At 32.7% G+C, this 23,372-nt stretch carries 20 protein-coding genes; 11 read left to right on the top strand and 9 right to left on the bottom strand.

What is annotated here, in order from left to right:
• Window position 1 precedes the first annotated feature (1 nt).
• The gene (locus EU91_RS01135) at window positions 2-676 is read right to left on the bottom strand and encodes a recombinase family protein (protein WP_032525045.1); all 675 of its coding nucleotides are present in this window, start codon (window positions 674-676) and stop codon (window positions 2-4) included.
• Between the two features lie 288 nt (window positions 677-964).
• Between EU91_RS01135 and lipA the strand changes: the two genes are divergently transcribed.
• Window positions 965-1,858, top strand: a complete 894-nt coding sequence (gene lipA, locus EU91_RS01140; RefSeq protein WP_072012907.1) for a lipoyl synthase — start codon at window positions 965-967, stop codon at window positions 1,856-1,858.
• 6 nt (window positions 1,859-1,864) lie between these two features.
• Here the strand turns inward: lipA and EU91_RS01145 are convergent, their stop codons facing one another.
• Both EU91_RS01145 and gltB read right to left on the bottom strand, forming a co-directional pair.
• Complete coding sequence (locus EU91_RS01145) at window positions 1,865-2,158, bottom strand: YciI family protein (protein WP_032525044.1); 294 nt, start codon at window positions 2,156-2,158, stop codon at window positions 1,865-1,867.
• Window positions 2,159-6,730: a glutamate synthase large subunit gene (gene gltB, locus EU91_RS01150; RefSeq protein ID WP_032525043.1), complete on the bottom strand. Its 4,572-nt coding sequence runs from the start codon at window positions 6,728-6,730 to the stop codon at window positions 2,159-2,161.
• Window positions 6,731-6,925: 195 nt separating this feature from the next.
• Between gltB and rpsL the strand changes: the two genes are divergently transcribed.
• From rpsL to EU91_RS01185, 7 genes are all read left to right on the top strand, one after another.
• Complete coding sequence (gene rpsL / locus EU91_RS01155; RefSeq protein WP_011863619.1) at window positions 6,926-7,300, top strand: 30S ribosomal protein S12; 375 nt, start codon at window positions 6,926-6,928, stop codon at window positions 7,298-7,300.
• Between the two features lie 26 nt (window positions 7,301-7,326).
• Window positions 7,327-7,797, top strand: a complete 471-nt coding sequence (gene rpsG, locus EU91_RS01160; RefSeq protein ID WP_032525042.1) for a 30S ribosomal protein S7 — start codon at window positions 7,327-7,329, stop codon at window positions 7,795-7,797.
• A gap of 96 nt (window positions 7,798-7,893) precedes the next feature.
• Window positions 7,894-9,969: an elongation factor G gene (gene fusA / locus EU91_RS01165; RefSeq protein WP_032525041.1), complete on the top strand. Its 2,076-nt coding sequence runs from the start codon at window positions 7,894-7,896 to the stop codon at window positions 9,967-9,969.
• Between the two features lie 45 nt (window positions 9,970-10,014).
• Entirely contained in the window at window positions 10,015-11,214 is a 1,200-nt protein-coding gene (gene tuf / locus EU91_RS01170) for an elongation factor Tu (RefSeq protein ID WP_025923574.1), read from the top strand.
• Window positions 11,215-11,315: 101 nt separating this feature from the next.
• Complete coding sequence (gene rpsJ / locus EU91_RS01175; RefSeq protein WP_002807536.1) at window positions 11,316-11,636, top strand: 30S ribosomal protein S10; 321 nt, start codon at window positions 11,316-11,318, stop codon at window positions 11,634-11,636.
• A 51-nt stretch (window positions 11,637-11,687) separates the two neighbouring features.
• Window positions 11,688-12,344, top strand: coding sequence for an LON peptidase substrate-binding domain-containing protein (locus tag EU91_RS01180; RefSeq protein WP_032525040.1), 657 nt, complete (start codon window positions 11,688-11,690; stop codon window positions 12,342-12,344).
• A complete protein-coding gene (locus EU91_RS01185; protein ID WP_032525039.1) occupies window positions 12,345-13,280 on the top strand; it encodes a methyltransferase domain-containing protein in 936 nt (311 codons plus the stop codon). It begins immediately after the preceding gene.
• Here the strand turns inward: EU91_RS01185 and pheA are convergent, their stop codons facing one another.
• Window positions 13,281-14,126: a prephenate dehydratase gene (gene pheA / locus EU91_RS01190; RefSeq protein ID WP_032525038.1), complete on the bottom strand. Its 846-nt coding sequence runs from the start codon at window positions 14,124-14,126 to the stop codon at window positions 13,281-13,283.
• A 53-nt stretch (window positions 14,127-14,179) separates the two neighbouring features.
• Here pheA and EU91_RS01195 point away from each other — a divergent pair, with 53 nt between their 5' ends.
• Window positions 14,180-14,698 carry a DUF1997 domain-containing protein gene (locus EU91_RS01195; protein WP_032525037.1) on the top strand — a complete coding sequence of 173 codons (519 nt, stop codon included), beginning with the start codon at window positions 14,180-14,182 and terminating at the stop codon, window positions 14,696-14,698.
• Here the strand turns inward: EU91_RS01195 and EU91_RS01200 are convergent.
• A complete protein-coding gene (locus EU91_RS01200; protein WP_032525036.1) occupies window positions 14,684-15,301 on the bottom strand; it encodes a ribonuclease HII in 618 nt (205 codons plus the stop codon). The two genes, EU91_RS01195 and EU91_RS01200, sit on opposite strands and share 15 nt — an antisense overlap.
• Window positions 15,258-17,066: an Rne/Rng family ribonuclease gene (locus tag EU91_RS01205; protein WP_032525035.1), complete on the bottom strand. Its 1,809-nt coding sequence runs from the start codon at window positions 17,064-17,066 to the stop codon at window positions 15,258-15,260. The genes EU91_RS01200 and EU91_RS01205 overlap by 44 nt, the downstream gene beginning before the upstream one ends.
• A gap of 295 nt (window positions 17,067-17,361) precedes the next feature.
• Here EU91_RS01205 and EU91_RS01210 point away from each other — a divergent pair, with 295 nt between their 5' ends.
• Together EU91_RS01210 and clpS are read left to right on the top strand one after the other, a co-directional pair.
• Window positions 17,362-18,588 (top strand): LL-diaminopimelate aminotransferase, encoded by a 1,227-nt coding sequence (locus tag EU91_RS01210; RefSeq protein WP_032525034.1) that lies wholly within the window; start codon window positions 17,362-17,364, stop codon window positions 18,586-18,588.
• Window positions 18,589-18,615: 27 nt separating this feature from the next.
• Entirely contained in the window at window positions 18,616-18,933 is a 318-nt protein-coding gene (clpS, locus tag EU91_RS01215; RefSeq protein ID WP_032525033.1) for an ATP-dependent Clp protease adapter ClpS, read from the top strand.
• Between the two features lie 12 nt (window positions 18,934-18,945).
• Here clpS and EU91_RS01220 read toward each other — a convergent pair whose 3' ends face one another.
• From EU91_RS01220 to EU91_RS01230, 3 genes are all read right to left on the bottom strand, one after another.
• Complete coding sequence (locus EU91_RS01220) at window positions 18,946-20,565, bottom strand: photosystem II high light acclimation radical SAM protein (RefSeq protein ID WP_032525032.1); 1,620 nt, start codon at window positions 20,563-20,565, stop codon at window positions 18,946-18,948.
• Between the two features lie 106 nt (window positions 20,566-20,671).
• The gene (locus tag EU91_RS01225) at window positions 20,672-21,763 is read right to left on the bottom strand and encodes a glycosyltransferase family 2 protein (protein ID WP_032525031.1); all 1,092 of its coding nucleotides are present in this window, start codon (window positions 21,761-21,763) and stop codon (window positions 20,672-20,674) included.
• 45 nt (window positions 21,764-21,808) lie between these two features.
• Window positions 21,809-23,362, bottom strand: coding sequence for an ArnT family glycosyltransferase (locus EU91_RS01230; protein ID WP_032525030.1), 1,554 nt, complete (start codon window positions 23,360-23,362; stop codon window positions 21,809-21,811).
• Window positions 23,363-23,372: the final 10 nt, after the last annotated feature.

The raw sequence follows: 23,372 nt of genomic DNA, 5'->3' as shown, positions 1-23,372 counted from the left end.
TTTATGTTAATTCTCCTTCCAAAATCACTCTTCTTATTGTTGACAAGGCAATTCCCGTTTGTGATCTGATTGATCGATATGAATATCCCTCATTACGTAATCTGATTACTAAAGATTCTTTTAATGGACTTATTTTGGGCCTTCCTCCCAGATTATTTCCAGATAATTTTCTGCGTAACAGTTGTTCTTTTTTCCTTTCACCTAAATTTTTGTCTTCTAAATTATCTAATTCATATAAAATCCTAAAAATTGAAGAATTTGCTTTAGAGGATTCATTAGTCGAAAAAAAACATGTCAAAGTTCGCAATTTAATATCCTTATCAATAAGTTTATTTATTGTCCTCAAACATTCTTTTTTACTTCTAAATGCTCGATCAAGCTGAGTTATTATAAATTGATCGCCTTTAGATAAACAATTTATAGCTTTATTGAGTTGGGGTTTGATTTCTTCATCTAAACTTATAAATTCAGAGAAAACTAAACTACAGCCTTCTTCCTTTAAAACTTTTATTTGATCTTCTAAATATTCATATTCATTATTAGTAGCTCTAGCATAACCTATTACTTTAGAGTTTTTATTTTTTTCAGATAGTAAAAGATGTTTTCTTTTAAATTTGAAAGACAATGTTTCATTACATATATTTTTTACTGTATCAATAAAAAAATAAAAAAACACTTTTTTGGATAAGAATCCTTAACATAATTGATATTTCTTCTCGTAGGTTTTATATAAGTGTTCTAATAACTGTTATAAAAAAACGTTCTAGAAAAGGTTTTAAAACAGTATATAGAACAAAAATAATATGTTAGGTAGTAACTTGAACTAGGATTTTTAAAAATTATCGATGAACTAGTAAAATTTATTTATTGACTTCTATGATTGATAGGCCTCATTTTTGAAATTATTAATAGTTAATTCAAAATGTTTTTAGTAAAATAAAAATACAGGCTAGAAAAAATTAATTTGACTAATAATTCCAATAGTTTAATTTCAAAACCTGATTGGTTAAGAGTAAAAGCTCCGCAAGTTGAGAGAATTGGGAATACTGCAAATTTGTTAAATGATTTAAATCTCAATACTGTATGTCAAGAGGCAAGTTGTCCAAATATTGGAGAATGTTTTGCAAGTGGCACTGCCACTTTCCTTATAATGGGCCCTGGTTGTACTAGGGCATGTCCATATTGCGATATTGATTTTGATAGATCTAAAAGAGAATTAGATCCAACAGAACCATATCGTTTGGCCGAAGCTGTTTACAGAATGCAACTTAAACATGTTGTAATCACATCAGTAAATAGAGACGATCTTGAAGATGGTGGCGCATCTCAATTTTTTGAATGTGTTTATCAAGTAAGAAAAAAATCGCCTGAAACTACTATTGAGCTTTTAATACCTGATCTTTGTGGCAATTGGAAAGCGCTTGAAAAAGTTCTGGATTCAAATCCAAACGTTTTAAACCATAATATTGAGACTGTGTCTTCGTTATATAAAAAAGTAAGGCCTCAGGGTAAATATGAGAGAACTCTTGAGTTGCTTAAAAGGACCAGAGAATATTCTCCCAAAGTTTATACAAAGTCAGGTTTTATGCTTGGTTTAGGGGAAAAAAATGAGGAGGTTTTAAGTCTTCTTAAGGATTTAAAAAGTAATTTCGTTGATATTGTTACTATTGGCCAATACTTATCTCCTGGCCCAAATCATTTACCTGTTCAAAAATTTGTGAGTCCTTCAAAATTTAATTACTATAAAGTTTTCGGGGAAAAAGATTTGGACTTTATGCAAGTAGTTAGTTCTCCTTTAACTCGTAGCAGTTACCATGCTGAAGAAATTCAAAAACTTATGAAAAAGTATCCAAGATAGTCATTTTTATTTATTTGAATCTATCCATTCATTTAATTTCCATTCAACTAGATCATTTTTAATCATTGGATCATTCTTAATGATTTTTAGTGCATTTTTATAATTATTCATCTCAAGAATGAGTAATCCGCCTTCCCCTGGCCGCTTTAACTCATCAACTAAAAAACCACTTTTTATATTAATTCCCTCTTTTTTTAATTTTTTTATCCAATCAATATGTTCGTTAATTATTTTTTGTTTTAAATCATGATTAATTAAGTATTCTTTTTTTATGATTTCAGTTTTTATAAAGAAAGGCATTTACATTTTTTTTATGCCAAGCATTTCTTCTTCGCTTGGGGGAACTATTAATTTGAAAGTTTTCTTATAATAAGACCAATTTTCAATTATTTTGGCAGCCTTTAAGCTATTTGTTTTTGCTCGATATTCTCTAATAATTTCCAATAATATATCTTCCTGTTTTGATGAAGTTATTTTATGAATACTAACTATTTCCTTGTTAACTTTATTACTTAAATCGTTCTTCTCATCGATTATAAAAGCTATTCCACCAGTCATGCCCGCACCAATATTCCTTCCTGTGGAACCTAGAATAACTACTTTACCACCAGTCATGTATTCACAACAATGATCACCTGCTCCTTCTGTCACCGCTATCGCACCACTATTTCTTACTGCAAATCTTTCTCCCGATTTTCCTAATGCAAATAATTTCCCACCCGTTGCTCCATAAAGACAGGTGTTTCCTAAAATAACCTGCTCGGAGGAAGTTTTTTCTATTTTTGGTGGAATTATTGTGAGTATTCCTCCATTCATTCCTTTACAAACATAATCATTAGCTTCTCCGATTAATTGAACATTCATTCCCTTTAATAAAAAGGCACCAAAGCTTTGTCCGGCATATCCTTTGAAATTTAAGTTGAGTTCGCCATTGAAGCCAGTGTTGCCGTAAAGTTCTGCGATTTCGCCTGATATTTTCGCACAAACACTTCTATCTGTATTTTTTATCTCAATTTCTTTATTTATTATTTCGTGATTTTTAATTGAATCTATAAATTCAGTATCAGATAAAAATTCGTCTTCTAATACAGAACCATTACTATGGGCAGTTTTTGAATGTTTTAACCATGATCTATCAGGGGATGAGTGTTTATTTACTAAAGAAGAAAGATCAATATTAGAAGTTTTTGGAAGATCGATATTTCTTGCAGAAAGAAATTCTTGATTACCAATAAGTTCTTCCATATTAGAAACACCGATACTACTCATTATCTGTCTTACTTCTTCAGCAATAAACAAGAAAAAATTGACAACATTTTCTGGAATACCTTTAAATCTTTTTCTTAATTCTTCTTTTTGAGTGGCAACTCCAACAGGACACTTGTTTGTATGGCAAACCCGAGCCATTATGCATCCTTCAGCAATCATCGCTACAGATCCAAAACCATATTCTTCAGCACCTAGTAAAGCAGCAATAACTACGTCCCAGCCAGTTTTAAGACCTCCATCAGTTCTCAAAATTACTCTTTCGCGTAAGTTATTCTCTAGGAGAGATTTATGAACCTCAGCAACACCTAATTCCCATGGTAAACCTGCATGTTTAATAGAACTCAGGGGTGAGGCACCTGTACCTCCGTCATGGCCAGATATTTGAATTACATCTGCATTAGCTTTGCTTACTCCAGCAGCAATAGTGCCTATACCAATTTCAGAAACAAGTTTAACGCTTACTTTCGCTTTTGGATGAACTTGGTGTAAGTCGTGGATAAGTTGAGCTAAATCTTCGATTGAATAAATATCATGATGCGGGGGAGGAGATATTAAAGCTACTCCAGGTTTACTATTTCTTAGTTTTGCGATGTAAGAATCAACTTTTGGACCAGGCAATTGTCCCCCCTCTCCGGGTTTTGCACCTTGAGCCATTTTAATTTCGAGTTGTTTACCACTTCTTAGATATTCAGGTGTAACTCCAAATCTTCCTGATGCTATTTGTTTAATAGCTGAGCATGCGGTGTCTCCATTTTCTAAGCCTTTAATAAATGGCAATGTCGCTGACTGAGTATTTTCATCGATATCATTTAAAACATTAAAACGAGCTGGATCTTCTCCCCCTTCTCCACTATTACTTTTTCCACCAATTCTATTCATTGCAACTGCTAAAACTTCATGCGCTTCTCTGGATAAAGCACCTAAACTCATTCCTCCAGTACAGAACCTTTTGCAAATTGAATCAACACTTTCAACTTCCTCTAATGGAATACTTTTTCTTTTTGAATTAATTGTTAGTAAATCTCTAAGAGATGTTGTCGGTCTATTACTAATAAGTTTTTTGTAAGTTTCAAAATGATCGGATCCTGGCCCTCGTTTTACCGCTGAATGTAAAACTTTGGACATCTCTGGGTTATTGGAATGATATTCTCCATTATTTCTAAATTGTACAAATCCTAAAAATTCTAATTTCTTTAAATCGATTTCTGGATAGGCTTTTGTATGTATTGAGAGTGTTTCATTAGTTAATTCTTTTAATGTTATGCCGGCTATACGACTTGTTGTACCATCAAAAGCAATTTTTATTAAGTCAGATCCAAGGCCTACAGCTTCAAAAATTTGTGCACCATGGTAACTAGATAAAAGTGAGATGCCTATTTTTGAGAGAATTTTTCTTAGACCGTCTTCTAGAGCTTTTTTAATATTTTCTTGAACATCAACTATTGATAATGGATTTATTTTTTTGCTATCAATGAGTTTTTGTGTTTTTGGGTGTTTTAACCAGTGTCTACCTGCTTCGAAGGTCAACCAAGGGCAAACTGCACTTGCTCCATATCCAATTAAACAAGCTAAGTGATGCGTGCTCCAACATTGACCGGTCTCAATTATGAGAGATGCTTTTAGCCTGATTTCTTTTTTTAGAAGATAATGATGAATTGCTCCAACAGCAAGTAAAGGCGGTATAAAAGTCTTTTTAGGATTAATTCCCTTATCAGAAATGATAATTAAAGAGCAACCTTCTTTTATAGACAGCTCACTTTGTTTACAGATTGCTTTTAATTGGTTCTCTAAGCCTTGAATACCTTCCTCTAAATCAAACAAACTTGAAATTGTCTGAGATTTAATTTTTGATTTTTTGATGGAAATGAGTTCTTCCTCATTAAGAATCGGACTTTGTAAATGAACAAAAGGTTTAGCATCTTTAATTTCAAATGGTGTACATCTTTCACCTAGATGCATCTCTAAGCTCATTACAAGTTTTTCTCTGAGAGGGTCAATAGGAGGATTAGTAACTTGCGCAAATCTTTGCTTAAAGTAGTCGTATAAAATATGTGGCTTAGATGAAAGAACTGCTAATGGAATGTCGTCGCCCATGCAATAAGTAGGCTCCTTAGCTAATGAAGCCATTGAATCTAAGATTAGGTCATTATCTTCCGCTGAAAACCCGTATGCAGTTTGTTGTTGCAACAACTCAAGGTCTTTTAGTTTGCAGTCTTTAATCCATTCATTATTTTCAATTTTTATAGTTCTATCACTAAGAAGATTTTTATAATCATGCCTTTGAGCAGCTTCAGATTTTACTTCCCAATTTCTTAGGATTCTATTCTGGTGAAAATCAACTGCCAACATTTGTCCCGGTCCTAATCGACCTTTTTCTATTATTCTTTCTTCTTCAAGATCTACTACTCCTGTTTCAGAACCCATTATTACAAAACCATCATTTGTGATTGAATATCTTGCTGGTCTTAGGCCATTTCTATCAAGGGTGGCTCCGACAAAATTTCCATCAGCAAATACAAGGAGAGCTGGACCATCCCAAGCTTCTTGTAGGCTTGCAGAATATTCATAAAAAGCTTTTATATCTTCTCTCTGCTCAAGTTCTGGTTGATCTCTAAATGCTTCAGGGACAAGTTTTAATAATGAGTCAGTAATGGGCTGACCTGAACGAATATTGATTTCAAGAGTTGCATCAAGATTTGATGAATCACTTTTGTTTACATCTACAATGGGCTTGATTTCATTAGATAACTCCCCCCAAAAATTATCTATATGTGTTTCTGAAGCTTTAGCCCAGTTGATATTACCTAAGAGAGTATTTATTTCGCCATTATGACCCAGAAATCTCATGGGTTGAGCTAGCGGCCATTTTGGAAGTGTATTAGTACTAAATCTACGATGATAAACAGAAAATGAAACTTTAAAACTCTCTTCTTTTAGATCTTGATAAAACTCGGATAATATTTCAGAGCGAACCATACCTTTATAAACAACTGTTTGAGAACTTAGTGAGGCAAAATAAAATTCACAATCCCCAACATCGTTTTTGAAGGTTTCTCTTATTTTTTTCTCAATTCTTTTCCTTAATTGAAATAAAAGCCTTTCAACATCATGATGATCTTTCTTTTCTATATAAAGAATCCACTGACAGATGAATGGAGCATTTGCTTTAGCTAAAGGACCCAAGATTTCATTATTAACTGGTACTTTTCTCCAGGATGTTTTCTTGACTTTTAATTTTTCTGCTTCTTGATCACATATTGATTTACATACTTCAATTTTTTCTTTTTTGTTAGGCATAAAAACCATGCCTAAACCTCTATTAAATTCTGGATTATTTTTTAGATTACTTTCCTCTTCTAGATATCCCCAAGGAATTGAACATAAAATCCCTGCTCCATCTCCTGAATCACTATCTCCACCACAACCTCCTCTATGTTCCATGCAGTTAAGGCCTTTAAGAGACTGTTTTAGGATCCAATTGCTTTCAATCCCTTTAATATTTGCTATAAAACCAACTCCACACGCATCTTTTTCCCCAATTATTCCATTTGGGGAATAACTATCTTGATATGGGCCAACGATTCTTTTGATACTCTCTCCCATAGATTATTTAATTCTATTTAGTTATTTATGTATTTCCATTATAAAAATAAATATGAAAATAAATCTAAAGATAATGAATATTTACCAAAGAATTTTAATTTGACAAATTTTAAAAAAAATATAATTAAAAACTTTTAGTTGGTGCTCTTAAGAGGTTATGATAGTTTAATGTTTATTTTTATCTAAATTTAATAGATGCCCACCATCTCGCAATTAGTAGGTTCAGAAAGAAAACGTCTGACAAAGAAAACAAAATCTCCTGCATTAAAGTCTTGCCCTGAGAGAAGAGGTGTATGTACAAGAGTCTATACATCAACTCCAAAGAAGCCTAATTCAGCTTTGAGAAAAGTTGCTAGAGTTAGATTAACTTCTGGTTTCGAAGTAACAGCTTATATTCCTGGTATTGGACATAATTTGCAAGAACATTCTGTAGTATTACTTAGGGGTGGAAGAGTCAAGGATTTGCCTGGAGTTAGATATCATATAATAAGAGGAACTTTAGATACGGCTGGAGTCAAAGATAGACGTCAATCCAGATCTAAGTATGGAGCAAAAGCTCCAAAAGATTAATTTGTAAACATCATTTTTTTTAAAACATGTCACGTCGTAATGCAGCAGTAAAAAGACCAGTTCTTCCTGATCCTCAATTTAATAGTCGTCTTGCTTCAATGATGATTTCTAGATTGATGAAACATGGTAAAAAATCTACAGCTCAAAGAATATTGTCTGATGCGTTTTCTTTGATAAGCGAAAGAACAGGTGGGAATGCAGTGGAATTATTTGAAAAAGCTGTAAAAAATGCTACTCCTCTTGTCGAAGTTCGAGCAAGAAGAGTTGGTGGTGCAACATATCAAGTTCCTATGGAAGTTCGTCAAGAGAGGGGTACAGCTATGGCATTAAGATGGCTTGTTACATTTTCACGTGCAAGAAATGGAAAAAGCATGTCCCAAAAACTTGCTGGCGAGTTGATGGATGCAGCAAATGAAACAGGCAGTGCCGTAAAAAAAAGAGAAGATACTCATAAAATGGCAGAAGCTAATAAAGCTTTTGCACATTACAGATATTAATTTCATCAAAAGGTACTTAAGTAGTTTATTATTATTAAAGTTTGCTTTTAAGGTGAACTATACTTATCAAAAATTATTTTATTTGGAGCTTTAAAATTGGCACGCGACTTTCCCCTAGAACGAGTAAGGAATATAGGTATAGCCGCTCATATTGATGCAGGTAAGACAACAACAACTGAAAGGATTTTGTTTTATTCAGGTGTAGTTCATAAAATAGGAGAGGTTCATGATGGTGCTGCTGTAACAGATTGGATGGCTCAAGAAAGAGAAAGAGGAATAACTATTACTGCTGCTGCAATATCTACTAGTTGGCAAGATCATAGGATTAATATTATTGATACTCCTGGACACGTTGACTTTACTATCGAAGTTGAAAGATCAATGCGTGTCTTGGATGGAGTCATAGCTGTATTTTGCGCAGTTGGCGGAGTTCAGCCTCAATCCGAAACGGTTTGGCGTCAAGCAGATAGATACTCAGTTCCAAGAATGGTTTTTGTCAATAAAATGGACAGAACTGGTGCAGATTTTTTAAAGGTTAATAAGCAAATTAAAGATCGCCTAAAGGCAAATGCACTTCCGATCCAGTTACCAATCGGTGCTGAAGGTGATCTCACAGGCATTATTGATTTAGTAGCCAACAAAGCATATCTTTACAAAAACGATTTAGGTACTGATATTGAAGAAGCACAAATTCCATCTGACATGGAGGAGGAAGCTGCTGAGTGGAGAAATAAGTTAATGGAAAGTGTTGCAGAAAATGATGAAGAGTTAATAGAAATATTTCTTGAAACCGGAGAATTATCTGAAGAACAACTGAAAAAAGGTATTAGAGAAGGGGTTTTAAAACATGGATTGGTTCCAGTACTATGCGGTTCAGCATTTAAGAATAAAGGTGTTCAACTTGTATTAGACGCTGTAGTTGATTATTTGCCTGCTCCAGTTGATGTAAAACCAATACAAGGTGTTTTGCCAAGTGGTAAAGAAGATATTAGACCTTCAGACGATAATGCTCCTTTTAGTGCTCTAGCATTCAAAGTGATGTCAGATCCCTATGGCAAACTAACTTTTGTAAGAATGTATTCAGGAGTTCTTTCAAAGGGAAGCTATGTTATGAATTCTACTAAGGATGCTAAAGAGAGAATTTCTAGATTAGTGATTCTTAAGGCTGACGAAAGAGAGGAGGTTGATGAATTGAGGGCTGGGGATTTAGGAGCTGTATTAGGTCTTAAGAATACAACAACTGGTGACACTCTATGTAACACAGAAGATCCAATAGTTTTGGAGACATTGTTTATCCCTGAACCAGTGATCTCGGTGGCTGTTGAGCCAAAAACTAAAGGCGATATGGAAAAATTATCAAAAGCTTTAACTGCTTTGTCTGAAGAGGATCCAACTTTTAGAGTAAGTACAGATTCTGAGACAAACCAAACAGTTATTGCAGGTATGGGTGAATTACACTTGGAAATCCTTGTTGACAGAATGTTAAGGGAATTTAAAGTTGAAGCAAATATAGGAGCTCCACAGGTTTCATATAGAGAAACTATTAGGTCTAGTTCTAAAGGTGAAGGTAAATATGCAAGACAGACTGGAGGAAAAGGTCAATATGGTCATGTAATCATTGAAATGGAACCTGCTGAAGTTGGTAAAGGTTTCGAATTTGTTAACAAAATTGTTGGAGGAGCTGTACCGAAAGAGTACATTGGTCCTGCATCCAACGGAATGAAAGAAACCTGTGAATCGGGCGTTCTTGCCGGTTATCCACTCATTGATGTAAAAGTAACACTAGTCGATGGTTCGTTCCACGATGTAGACTCATCTGAAATGGCCTTCAAAATTGCAGGTTCGATGGCTTTTAAAGACGGGGTTAAAAAATGCAATCCTGTCCTTTTAGAGCCTATGATGAAAGTTGAGGTCGAAAGTCCTGAAGACTTTCTTGGATCTGTAATTGGTGATCTCTCTTCTAGAAGAGGTCAAGTAGAAGGACAATCTGTTGATGATGGATTGTCTAAGGTACAGGCCAAAGTGCCCTTAGCCGAAATGTTCGGTTATGCCACTCAACTCCGATCAATGACTCAAGGTCGGGGTATATTTTCAATGGAGTTCGCAAATTATGAGGAAGTTCCTCGTAATGTTGCTGAAGCTATCATTTCCAAGAATCAGGGCAACTCCTGATCTCTAAACTAAAACACTCTTAAACCCTCGATTCTTTAATTCAAAATGGCTCGCGAGAAGTTCGAAAGGAACAAACCACATGTCAACATAGGTACTATTGGCCATGTTGACCATGGAAAAACAACACTAACTGCTGCTATTACAAATGTATTAGCTAAAAAAGGTCAAGCTCAAGCTCAAGACTATGGAGACATTGATGGTGCTCCTGAAGAAAGGGAGCGTGGCATTACCATTAATACGGCGCATGTCGAATATGAAACTGAAGGCAGACATTATGCTCATGTCGATTGCCCAGGACATGCTGATTATGTGAAAAATATGATCACAGGGGCCGCCCAGATGGATGGAGCTATTCTAGTTTGCGCAGCGACAGACGGTCCTATGGCTCAAACAAAAGAGCATATTCTTTTAGCTAAACAGGTTGGAGTTCCTGCTCTTGTAGTTGCTCTCAATAAGTGCGATATGGTCGATGATGAGGAAATTATTGAACTTGTCGAAATGGAAATTAGAGAACTGCTAGATAGTTATGACTTCCCTGGAGATGATATTCCTATAGTTCAAGTTTCAGGTTTAAAAGCTCTGGAGGGTGATTCTACTTGGGAATCAAAGATTGAAGAATTAATGAAAGCAGTTGATGCTAGCATACCCGAACCAGAAAGAGAAGTTGATAAACCATTCTTGATGGCAGTTGAAGACGTTTTCTCAATTACTGGTAGAGGAACTGTTGCTACTGGAAGAATTGAGAGAGGTAAAGTTAAGGTTGGAGAAGAAGTTGAAATAGTTGGAATAAGAGACACAAGAGTAACGACTGTTACAGGAGTAGAAATGTTCCGAAAACTTCTTGATGAAGGTATGGCTGGCGATAATGTTGGTTTACTTTTACGTGGTGTCCAGAAAGAAGATATTGAGAGAGGAATGGTTCTTGTGAAGAAAGGATCTATAACGCCTCATACTCAGTTTGAAGGAGAAGTTTATGTTCTCAAAAAAGAAGAGGGCGGAAGACATACTCCTTTCTTCGCAGGATATAGACCTCAGTTCTACATCAGAACAACTGATGTGACCGGTCAAATAACTGCATTTACCTCTGATGATGGCTCTAATGTTGAAATGGTTATGCCAGGAGACAGAATTAAGATGACTGGAGAATTAATTTGTCCAGTAGCTATTGAACAAGGTATGCGATTCGCTATTCGTGAAGGTGGACGTACTATTGGTGCTGGAGTTGTTTCTAAAATTCTCAAATAATAAATTTGAATTTTAAGAATTTAACCTCAATCACTTAATATAGATTAGTGGATTAGGGTCATTTTTAATCAATGACCCTCACTAATAATCAATCTGAAATTATGACTGCATCTATTGCACAACAAAAGATAAGGATAAGACTAAAAGCATTTGATAGAAGAATGCTCGATTTATCTTGCGATAAAATAATTCAAACTGCTGATACTACTTCTGCTTCAGCAATAGGTCCAATACCTCTACCAACAAAAAGAAAAATTTACTGTGTCTTAAGATCACCTCATGTTGACAAAGATTCAAGAGAGCATTTTGAAACAAGAACTCATCGAAGAATAATCGATATCTATAGTCCTTCAGCAAAAACTATTGACGCTTTGATGAAGTTGGATCTTCCTAGTGGTGTAGATATAGAAGTGAAACTCTGAAATACCCAAAAACTACTTAAATTGATTAAAATAAAAATAAATGTTATTTAAATGGGAGAACTCTCTGTAAGGGAATTACCTATATTTCCTTTGCCAGAGGTAGTCCTTTTCCCTCAAGAGGTATTGCCTTTACATATTTTTGAATCTAGATACAGAATTATGCTTCAATCTGTCCTAGAATCAGACTCTATGTTTGGAATCGTCAAGTGGGATCCAAACACTAAAAGTATGGCAAATATTGGATGTTGCGCTCAAATAATTAAACATCAAACTGCAGATGATGGAAGAAGTAATATTATCACCCTGGGACAACAAAGATTTCAAATTTTAGAAATCACTCGTTCAACCCCTTTTTGTTCCGCTATGGTTAGTTGGATTAGTGATGATAATGTTGATAATCTTCATAATTTAGATTCTCTAAAAGATTCGGTGACTGAAGCACTTAGTGATGTTATTAACCTCACTAGTAAATTAACTAATACCAAAAAGAAACTACCCGATAAATTACCTAATAATCCTATGGAATTATCTTTTTGGATAGGAGCCCATTTGGGGGGTCCTGTTGCAGAAGAACAGCAAAGACTTCTAGAGGAAAGAAATACTTATACTCGTTTGCAAAGAGAATATGAAATGCTTGATCATACAAGAAAACAACTTGCTGCAAGAACAGCTTTGAAAGAAAGTTTTCCTGATACAAAAGAAAATTAAATGTTTCAATTGCTATTACCTTTTTTTTTACTGGCTTTATCCCTTTTTACTTTAACTATCATCTGGAGAATTAAAGCTAGAAAATTTATTTCTTCTACTACAGTTGCATCTGCATATGATGCTTGGACCGAGGATAAATTACTTGAGAGATTGTGGGGAGAGCATATACATTTGGGTTTTTATCCCTTAAATAAAAGAAATATTGATTTTAGAAATGCTAAAGTTCAGTTTGTTCACGAGTTAGTAAAGTGGAGTGGCTTAGATACATTGCCAAAAGGCTCCAGAATTCTGGATGTAGGTTGCGGAATAGGAGGAAGTTCTCGAATTCTCGCAAAAAATTATGGGTTTAATGTTACTGGAATCACAATTAGTCCTGCTCAAGTAAAAAGAGCAAGAGACCTTACCCCATTGGGACTCAATTGCAATTTTCAAGTTATGGATGCTTTAGATTTGAAATTTGAAGATGGATCATTTGATGCAATTTGGAGTGTAGAGGCAGGTGCACACATGATCGATAAATCTAAATTTGCAGATGAAATGCTCAGAACTTTGAGACCTGGGGGGTATTTGGCATTAGCTGATTGGAACTCAAGAGATTTAAGGGCATACCCCCCATCCTTTTTTGAGAAGTTGGTTCTTAAGCAGTTGCTTGAGCAGTGGGTACATCCTAATTTTATTAGTATTAATGAATTCGGTGACATACTTAGAACTAATAAAAATAGCGCAGGAAAAGTTGTTTGTGAAAATTGGAATACTTATACTAATCCTTCATGGTACGACTCTATAATTGAAGGCATTCGAAGACCTTTTACAATTTTGTCCCTTGGTCCATTAGCTTTAATAAAATCAATTAGAGAAATCCCAACAATTCTTCTCATGAATTGGGCATTCAGAAAAGGTTTAATGGAGTTTGGAGTTTACAAATGTAGGGGATAATTAATGTAATTCCACATTTTCAGAAAAATAATTTCCAAAATCTACAAAGTTATTACAAAGTGGTTTTAAACGATTTTTTAGTTCGATAAAATTTTCAATATTATTAAGTTTATTTATTTCTAAATCAATATAAATTACATATTCGCCTAACTCTCTTTTAGAAGGCCTGGATTCTATTTTACTCATATTAAATCCAAAATCCGCAATATAATCTAAAGCTTTAAGTAAAGCCCCAGGTTTATTTGAGATTAATGAGAAAGCAAAACTTGCAATATTTCCCGAATTAGAGTTTGATTCTTTGCTCAATAAGACAAATCTAGTGCAATTACCAGGGATATCATTGATAGGAAAAGCTAATTCTTTCAGTCCTTCAATTTGAATTAATGATTTTGAACCGATAGCTGCTCTGAACTTACTTCCTTTGACCATTTTGACAGCTTCTGAGGTTGAATTTGTTGGAAGAGAGATCGCATTTGGAAGATTTTCAGACAACCATTCTGAACATTGAGCTAATGCTTGAGGATGAGATAATACTTCAGAAATGATTGAAAGTTCACCATTACTAATTAATGCATGTTTTATAGGTAAAACAATTGCTTTATTGATAAATATATCTGGAAATTTCCAAAGAGCATCTAGGGTGGCTGTAACTCCGCCTTCTACAGAATTTTCAATAGGAACAACAGCAGCATCACAATTGTTGTAGGCTATTGACTTAATGACCGAATGTAGCCCGTTACATGGTACAAATATAGGTGTCTGAAAATTGGCAAGCTTTGATAATATATGAGCTGCTTTTTCTGCGTATGTACCCTTAGGACCTAAATATGCAACTTGTTTGCTCATGATTAATTGTAAGAAAAAAAAGGAATCAAATAAGCATTGGAGGGATATAGAAAATGCTTCTGTCTTTTGATGCAAAACAAAAACTAAAGCTTTCTGTAACAAGAAATAAAGAATATCTTTCTAAGTATCTTTTGGAAGAAGAAAGAGTTGTTGGAGCAATGCTTGACTCCAAAAAATTGGTACCTGAAGGTGAAGGAAGGTACAAATATACAGTAACAAGTTTTAAAGTTTTTCAATTAGATATTAACCCTGTTGTTTCAATTGCGGTAGAGAATAAAAATGGAATTTTAAAAATGAGTGCTCTTGAAAGTAAGTTGGATGGATTGGGGATTATAGATGATTTTAATCTTATTCTAAAAGCGAATTTAGAAGCAACTGATATTGGATTAGAGGGAGAAGCGCTTTTAGGGGTTTCTGTAAGTCAACCTCCTCTATTGAAGTTAGTACCAAAGAAAATCTTAGAATCTACTGGTCATTCTGTGTTAAATGGGATTTTGTTGGGTATAAAATCAAGAGTTCAACAGCAATTAGTTAACGATTTTTTAGATTGGTGTGAATCAAAGAAGATTTGACTTTTGTAAAAAACTTTTCCTATGAAGATTAGTTATTCCATTTTCTTTGATAATTGAAAGATGTTCTCTGGTCCCATAACCTTTATTTTTGAATAATAAATAACCTGAGTATTTTTTTTCTAATCTTTCTATTAAATTATCTCGAAATACTTTTGCAACTATGCTCGCGGATGCTATAGCAATAAATTTTGAGTCTCCTGAAACAATATTTTTTTGAATCCCATTCCATGGTCTTAATGATAGAGGGCCATCAATTATTACTTCCGATGGCTTCTCTTTTAATTTTTTCAGAGCTCTTATCATTGAAAGTTCAGTCGCAAATCTGATTCCAAGCTGATCAATTTCTCTTGTTGAGGATTGCCCAATTCCATAATCTGAGGCAAGCAATAAAATTTTCGGTAAAAGTAATTTTCTTTTTTTGGGGGTTAATTTTTTACTATCCTTTACACCAAATTGTTTTAAAGCAAATTTATTTTTTTCGGTCAATACTACAACTGCTGAGAAAACTGGACCAAAAACTGCTCCTTTTCCAACTTCGTCTATTCCAACTTCGTATCTTTTATTCAATACTTGCTGATGATCTTCTCCTTTTTTTTCTTGCATTTTTAATATCTTCAATGAGTTCAATTTCATCATTTTTATCTAAAGATGCAACTTTATCATTCTCATTAATTTCTTTTTGTAAATAATCTTTGGAATTTGCATTTGCTTCAATTTCAATCTCTGTGGATTCTATAGATTTTGATGATTTTTTTGTTTTTTTCCCTTTTGTTTTTTTATTATCTAAAGTTTTTTCGTTTTCATTATTATCCTTCAAGCGCACAAAATTATTACTAGTGAGATATTCTTTACCCAACTTTATTAGTGGGTTAATACCTAATTGACTGAAAACAATTTTTTCATCATTCGTGAGATCAACAGTAATAATATTTTTTTCTTTTGAATTCTGTGTATTCAAATGATTATTTTCTTTTTTGATAAGAGAATCTTCATTATTAAGGTTCTTGTTATGAAGAAATTCATTTTCAGATATTTCTTCTGGTTTTTCAGTTGATTGGGAAGTATCAATATTTAAAGGTTTTAAGTTGTTTGATTTATCAGGAGTCTCTTCTATATTTTTAACTTTTAGATTAGAAGTTTCAAAATTCAATTTATCTTCAACATGGCCTGTACCATCGCAAGAAGAACATTTCTTTCCAAATAATTCATATATATTTTGACCTTGTCTTTTTCTGGTTAACTCAACTAAACCTAATTCAGTAAGCTGAGCTATCTGAGGCCTAGCAGTATCATCTTTTATTGCAGAAGTAAAATGCTCGAGTAATTGGAATTGATCTCTTCTGGATTCCATATCTATAAAATCTACAACAACAACTCCACCAATATTTCTTAATTTCAATTGTCTTGAGATTTCTACAGCTGCTTCGCAATTCGTCCACAAAACAGTTTGTCTTGAGTTGGCTGATCTTGTAAATGACCCAGAGTTTACATCAATTACTGTTAGGGCTTCAGTTGGTTCAATTATTATATAACCTCCGGAAGGAAGATCTACTCTAGGTTGAAGAGCTTTTTGTATTGCTTTTTTAATTTCATACGTTTCTAAAATATGTTGATTTAAATTATTATCGTGATATTTAATATCTACATTTGAGTCATAATTAATTAAAAAATCTTTTGCCCTTTCAACCGAAAAATTACTATCGATAATTATCTTTTTAGTTGAAGATTGAATATAGTCTCTTAAAATCTTAAGTGAGAAATCATCATCTCGTTTTATTAAATTTGGAGGATTTGAAGTCTCAGAAGCTTTTATAATATTTTCCCATTGTTGTATTAAATTTTCTAAATCTTCAATAAGTAGTTCTTCTTTTATCTTTTCCGCCTCTGTTCTAAACAACAAACCTGTGCTGGGAGGTTTTATTAAAACCCCAAGAGCTTTTAAACGGCTTCTTTCTGTTTCTGTATTTATTTTTCTGGAAATATTCACACCTTGTCCATATGGTTGCAGTATCGAGTATTTCCCAGGTATTGAAATACTTCCGGTAAGTCTAGGCCCTTTAGATCCTGTGGGTTCCTTTATTACCTGTACAAGAACTTTTTGTTTTGGTTCTAATAATTCAGTTATTCCGAATGTTCCTTTTTTTAGTCTTAATGGACCAAGATCTGATACATGGATAAATCCATTTTTCTCACTTTCACCAATATTTATAAAGGCGGCATCAATTCCAGGGAGAACATTTTCAACTGTTCCTAAAAAAATATCGCCAATTTGATATTGGCCTTGTGCGACGATTAATTCATCAACTCGATCATCTGTGAGTAGTGCTGCTATTCGAGCCTGCTCAGCGATGATAATTTGCTGAGACATATATTTTGTACTGAAAGGTTTGTATTTTGAAAGTCATCTAATGTAAAAAGACTTAATTTTTAACATGTATGTAAGCAATTATTCAAAGCTAAGATTATTTACTTTTTAAATTAAAGTTAATAGAAATTAGATTCTTCTATATGTAGGCTTTAGACGACTTTCAAACAATTGGAAATTGAATTCATAGCTATGATTATCTTTTGATTTAACCATAACTAGAATAATATTAACATTTAATCACCACTTAAGCACGTTGATCAATTATTCTAATATTGATTAAATATTTTTTTCTCAAGTGGTTCAAGTAAACGAAAACTATTTAAAACTCAAAGCTGGCTATTTATTTCCTGAAATTGCTAAAAGGGTAAAAAAATACTCCCAGTCAAATCAGACTTCAAACATAATTAAACTTGGAATAGGAGACGTTACAGAACCGTTACCTAAGGCCTGCATAGATGCTATGGGTAAAGCTTTAAATGAAATGGGTACATCTGAAGGCTTTATGGGTTACGGACCAGAACAAGGTTACTCTTGGCTTAGAGAAAAAATATCTGAGCATGATTTTATCTCAAGAGGTTGTGAAATTTTACCTGAAGAAATCTTTATTTCAGATGGTTCAAAATGTGATAGTAGTAATATTTTAGATATTCTTGGAAAAGATAATTCAATTGCTGTAACAGATCCTGTCTACCCTGTTTATGTAGACAGTAACGTTATGACAGGAAGAACTGGCAATGCTAATGAAAATGGTACTTATCAAGGATTGACATATCTCGCAATTAATGAGGAAAACGACTTTCTGCCAGAAATACCAAAAAATAAAGTTGATATCGTATATCTTTGTTTCCCGAATAATCCTACCGGTGCAACTTTAACTAAAGAAGACTTAAAAAAGTGGGTTGACTATGCTCTTCAAAACAAATCTTTAATACTTTTTGATGCAGCTTATGAAGCATTTATTCAAGACAATCATATTCCTCATTCTATATATGAAATTGAAGGTGCTAAGGATTGTGCTATAGAATTTAGATCTTTCTCAAAGAATGCAGGATTCACAGGGGTAAGATGTGCTTATACAGTTGTACCTAAAAAACTTTTAGGATTTAGTTCAAAAAATGAGGAAATAGACTTATGGCCTCTCTGGAATAGACGACAATCTACAAAATTTAATGGAGTTAGCTATATAGTTCAAAAAGGGGCAGAAGCTGTTTATTCGCAAGAAGGAAAGAAAGAAGTTAGAGGTTTAATAAATTTTTATATGGAAAATGCAAAAATTATGAAAAACAAGTTACAGATTGCAGGATATAAAGTTTATGGTGGAGAAAATGCTCCATATATCTGGATCAAAGTCCCTAACAAGATGACATCTTGGGACTTTTTTGATTTCCTTCTTCAAAAAGTTGGTGTTGTAGGCACACCTGGGAGCGGTTTTGGATTATCAGGGGAGGGTTATTTTCGTTTATCAGCATTTAACTCTAGAGCAAATGTCATTGATGCAATGGAAAGAATAATTAATATATAATTGTTATGAGGAATATTTATTAATTAAATGTTATCTATAAATTTAGAGCAAAATTTAAGTACTAATTCAGTAGTGCTTGAAAAGAAACCTACTGAATTAAAAAATAAATCTCCAAAATATAAGGTTTTACTCCATAATGATCCGGTCAATTCTATGGAGTATGTCACTATTTCTCTAAGAGAAGTTGTTCCTCAATTAAGTGAGCAAGATGCTATTGCAATAATGCTAGAAGCTCATAATACAGGCATCGGATTGGTAATTGTTTGTGATTTAGAACCAGCAGAGTTTTATTCAGAATCATTAAAATCGAAAGGAATTTCTAGTTCCATTGAAAAAGAGGATTAAAATGTTAAATTATTATTTTGAATGAGCTAATTTTCTTTCAGATAAGGGACGTACTTTTAAAGATTCTTTTAATGAAGACTTTCCATACTCTCTTTCGAGAATGTTAATAACTGTTTTACCAAATTCATCTTCTTTATTATCAAAAGCTTCTAGGCAAACTTGACCAAGTTTTTCCCCTAGAGCTCCTGGATTCCATAAAAGTTTTCTTGCTGTCCAAGGCATCATGCTCATTGGATTATAATTAGGCTTTAAAATTTTATGATCTAGGGCATACTTTTCAAGGAGAGTGTGGGGTTGCAATCCTATAAAAAATATAGCTGGATCTACTAAACCTTTACCAAAAATATTTTCTAATTCTCTGTGATAAGCAATAGTTTGTCTTATCGTGCTTGGCGTTTCATCAAAAACATTAAAGGAATAATTAACTGAAACATGATTCTTGAATCCTGATTTGACCAGCATTCTACAATTATTTAATACCGTTTCAAGGTCATATGCTAACCTCATTTTTCTGACAAGTTCTTGAGATCCTGAAGTAATTCCTATTTCAAAATAACTCATACCTGTATCCACCATAAGCTGAGCAAGATCAGCATCAATATTATCCGCTCTGATATATGCAGCCCAATGAATGTCATCCCAACCTTGGTCTTTAATGGCTTGTAATAATGCTTTTGCATCTTCTATATGTTTTTTGGCTGGAATAAACTGCGCATCTGTGAACCAAAATCCCCTAACTCCAAGATCATATAATTGCTTCATTTCTTTGATTATTTCATTGACAGGATTAACACGAACTTTTTTACCCTCTACAACTGTGTAAACACAGAAACAACAATTATGAGGACAACCTCTTTTTGTTTGCACCCCTACATAGTATTCTCCACCCTCTATGTACCAATTAAATTCTGGCCAGATGGATTTAATAAACTTATAGTTACATGCAGTTTTCAAAGTGCCAGATGGTTGTTCATGAATTAGTTTGTTCCTAGGTTTCTGGCCAGCAAGATAACATCTCTCTTCCTCTATAGAATCATTTCTAATAATTTTTTCTATGAGATTTTCTCCTTCTCCAACAGAAATAACAGTTCCTTTTGGAAGTAAATCTCCTAATTGTTCGTAAAAAACGCTAACAGCTCCACCTCCCAAAATTACTTTTACATCTTTGTTGTATTTTTGAGCTCTTTTTAATCCCTTCTTGACTAGAGAAGTATTTCGATATATTTCTCCATAATGAGATGCGATTAATTTCAATCCGCCCCATGAACCTCTAATTTTTTTAAAGATATTTTTAGAATAGAAAACCTCAAAAGAGTTTTGCAAGGGATTTCCGCTTCTACCATCAACAGGTGCATAAATTTGTATATCTCTCCAAGAAAAGATTATTAGATGAGGTCTAAACTGATCAATTTTTCTAACTAAATATTTGGAAACCTTATTAGATGGAACAATGGCTAGATCAATAAATTGTTGCTCAATGGCTGGAAAACATTTATGAATATGATCGGCTAAATAAATAGGCCCTATAGGAAATATTGGGTTACATGGAAGTCTTACAGTAAGAATTTTCCCATAATTTTTTTTACGGAAATTATTTTGATTTAATTTTTTGAACTCTAAATTAAATTTCATGTCATGAAATTATTATCAGTTTATCTTCATTAAGAATCTAACTATATTATTACCAATTTGGCGAAATTAAAAATTTTTTAAAATGCTAATGAAAATTTATTTAAATTCAAAGATCAGAAATCATATAAATCCAGCATACTTTAAGGAGTTTTAGTCCATCAATCCACCTGGATATATTTGGTGCTCCAGATTTTCTTGCATAATATCTCACAGGATAATTAAGTATCTTAATATTATTTTTTGCTGCTTCAAAAATTATTGTGAAATCTCCAAATGGGTCAGATTTGGAGTCCCAACTCCCATTTTTTTTCATAAGTTTAAAGAATTTTCTTGAAAAAACTTTTGTTCCACAAAGTGAATCTGATATTGGCTTATTAATGAGTATTGATAAAAATATTGCAAAGAGTCTATTTCCTATATAGTTAGCCCATCTCATTGCATCCTTTTCCATTGGGAAAGTTGTTCGGGCACAATTAATTAAAATATTTTCATTTTTTGTTGATTCCATTATTGCTGCAACACTATCGTTAATATCTACAGTGAAATCACTATCAATTATGGCAAGGGTTTCACCAGAAGAAATATTAAATCCCTCTACAACAGCATTTTTCTTCCCTTTGGAAGTTTGTTTTAAAAGAGTTATTTTAAAAAAATCTGCGTAATTTTCTTTTAATTCTTTTAGCATCAAATATGTATTATCGTTGCTATTCCCTTCTACAAATATAATTTCTAATTTATTTGGTATTCTTTTAAATTTATTTAATGCGTTTATTAAGAGTTTTTTATTACCAGCTTCATTTCTTGCAGGAATTACTATTGATATTAGATGATCAGAAAAATTTTCACTAAATTTATAAAAAACAATTTCTAGTTCGTAGGCTAGTTGTTTTATGATTGGTAACTTGCGAAAAATATTTTTTAATGATTGCGGAAAAAGTCTAGTTTTCAAAGGAGTTAATTTTTTTGCTTTCCATCTTATGGATCTATAGTTATAAATTTCTGCAAGAGATTCAATATCGCTTAAAGTTATTCTTGCCTGGCTAGTAGTTTCTCTAAAAATTCTTGAATCAAATTTTAACCATCTGGTAATTGGCTCCCATGCATTGCCACGGACTTTTATAGAAATCAATTCGCTATTATTTTTGAATAATTGATGAAGTTTATTATGCGTTAAGTTCCAAGTATTAACTGATTTCATCCTTTTACAATCTCATAAAGACACTTTATTATATCTGGTGTTAGTTCATTTTTTTAATATTAATATCCAGGGTTTTAAAATATCATTTTCATATAAAACTTCATAAGAATTATTATCGTTTTTTATTGCTTGAACTTTAGTTGTCCATGCTAATTCTGATTTCTTTAGCTGATCAACGCCCTCTAAAAACTCTCCAAGTTTTGGAGTTAATAATGAAATTCTAATAATTTTTGATGAAGATAGAGAATTATTAATTCCTGCTTTATCAACTTTTATAGGTTGGTTTTTTACTATGTCAAAAGATGAAATATATTCCATTTGTTCTCTTATCTCTCTTGATCTATCGGTGAATAATCCTGATTGCAAAAGAAATGAAGCTAGTAAGTAGGGACCAATTATGAGAGTTATTAATATTTCTTTAAATGATTTTTTGTATTGTATTAATGACCAAGATAATCCGAAAAACAATAAACCAAGAATTATCAATGTATTTTCCTTGAAGTTAAAGTTACTTATTTCTTTGAAAAAAAAATAATAAGTGAAAGTTAGAGTAACAATAAATAATGGAATTATTTTAGAAGTAATAAATATAGAGATTCTATAAAATCTCTCAGAATTAAAAAGATACCTTATGCCTGCATAAGTATTTAGTGCAAAAATAGATGTGATTTGTAAAGGATAATAGGGAGTTTTCGTAGAAAAAATACTTAGAATTAAAATCAATAAGCAGGGGAAAAAGGTAAGAATGTATTTATTTTCTTTATTGCTAGAAAAATTTCGTATTGTGCCAATAATTCCAAAAATACTCCAAGGTAGAAATGTTACGGGAATATTCCAAAAATAATAATAGAAAGGATTTGTAAAATTATTTTTGTTAGAAAGGACGGTAAACTTTTCAAATAAGTAAAAAATAATATTTTTTTCTAAATAAGGGTTAATAGAGACTGCCCAAAATGAGTATGGAATAAATCCGATTAGTAGTCCAAGCCAAAAGTATTTACTGAAAAAAAGATTCTTTTTTTTATATAAGTATGGTGATAGTGCTAGTAAAGGGACAAATACTAGAAAAGTTTTCATCATAAAGGATAAACCAATCCAAATACCAAAAAACAGAATATAGAATTTGTCGTCGTCATTGTTTATTTTGACTAGAGAATATAATCCAATACTTACTAAGCATGAAAAAATGATATCTTGAGTTGCTAAGTGTGAGTAATCAAACCATAGATATGTAGTAGAGAGTATGAGTGGAGATATAATTGCATATTTTTTACTGAAAAATTCTTCATGTAATTTGTAAGTTATAAAGAGCATCAATATTGCTGTCGCTGTTGTAGGTAGATATGCCGAAAACATATTACGCCCAAAGATGACTTGTGACTGTGCAATTAAAAACTGTAATCCTATTGTTCTATCTAAAACATACTGATCCAACCAAAGTGGAATTGTCCAGTTCCCTTTATCCAGTATCCATCTAGCTTGAAGTGCATAAAATCCCTCATCAAAAGCAATGTAACTTCTTTTGCCAAAATAAAATATGAGAGGAATAAAAATAAATAATTTGAATAATTTCTTGAATTTTAAAATTTTATTATTCATTCTTTTTGTA

This window comes from Prochlorococcus marinus str. GP2 (genome assembly GCF_000759885.1).
Taxonomy (GTDB): Bacteria; Cyanobacteriota; Cyanobacteriia; order PCC-6307; family Cyanobiaceae; genus Prochlorococcus_A; species Prochlorococcus_A marinus_J.
Note: the sequence above shows the minus strand (reverse complement) of the source record. Positions and strands in the feature narration are given on the sequence as shown.

Excerpts from the sequence above, each read along its gene's own strand:
- rpsL (WP_011863619.1), top strand. The coding sequence starts at position 6,926 with ATGCCCACCATCTCGCAATTAGTAGGTTCAGAAAGAAAACGTCTGACA.
- EU91_RS01230 (WP_032525030.1), bottom strand. The coding sequence starts at position 23,362 with ATGAATAATAAAATTTTAAAATTCAAGAAATTATTCAAATTATTTATT.
- EU91_RS01205 (WP_032525035.1), bottom strand. The coding sequence starts at position 17,066 with ATGTCTCAGCAAATTATCATCGCTGAGCAGGCTCGAATAGCAGCACTA.
- pheA (WP_032525038.1), bottom strand. The coding sequence starts at position 14,126 with ATGAGCAAACAAGTTGCATATTTAGGTCCTAAGGGTACATACGCAGAA.
- EU91_RS01195 (WP_032525037.1), top strand. The coding sequence starts at position 14,180 with ATGCTTCTGTCTTTTGATGCAAAACAAAAACTAAAGCTTTCTGTAACA.
- EU91_RS01200 (WP_032525036.1), bottom strand. The coding sequence starts at position 15,301 with ATGCAAGAAAAAAAAGGAGAAGATCATCAGCAAGTATTGAATAAAAGA.
- rpsJ (WP_002807536.1), top strand. The coding sequence starts at position 11,316 with ATGACTGCATCTATTGCACAACAAAAGATAAGGATAAGACTAAAAGCA.
- EU91_RS01145 (WP_032525044.1), bottom strand. The coding sequence starts at position 2,158 with ATGCCTTTCTTTATAAAAACTGAAATCATAAAAAAAGAATACTTAATT.
- rpsG (WP_032525042.1), top strand. The coding sequence starts at position 7,327 with ATGTCACGTCGTAATGCAGCAGTAAAAAGACCAGTTCTTCCTGATCCT.
- clpS (WP_032525033.1), top strand. The coding sequence starts at position 18,616 with ATGTTATCTATAAATTTAGAGCAAAATTTAAGTACTAATTCAGTAGTG.
- gltB (WP_032525043.1), bottom strand. The coding sequence starts at position 6,730 with ATGGGAGAGAGTATCAAAAGAATCGTTGGCCCATATCAAGATAGTTAT.
- EU91_RS01220 (WP_032525032.1), bottom strand. The coding sequence starts at position 20,565 with ATGAAATTTAATTTAGAGTTCAAAAAATTAAATCAAAATAATTTCCGT.
- EU91_RS01185 (WP_032525039.1), top strand. The coding sequence starts at position 12,345 with ATGTTTCAATTGCTATTACCTTTTTTTTTACTGGCTTTATCCCTTTTT.
- EU91_RS01180 (WP_032525040.1), top strand. The coding sequence starts at position 11,688 with ATGGGAGAACTCTCTGTAAGGGAATTACCTATATTTCCTTTGCCAGAG.
- EU91_RS01225 (WP_032525031.1), bottom strand. The coding sequence starts at position 21,763 with ATGAAATCAGTTAATACTTGGAACTTAACGCATAATAAACTTCATCAA.
- tuf (WP_025923574.1), top strand. The coding sequence starts at position 10,015 with ATGGCTCGCGAGAAGTTCGAAAGGAACAAACCACATGTCAACATAGGT.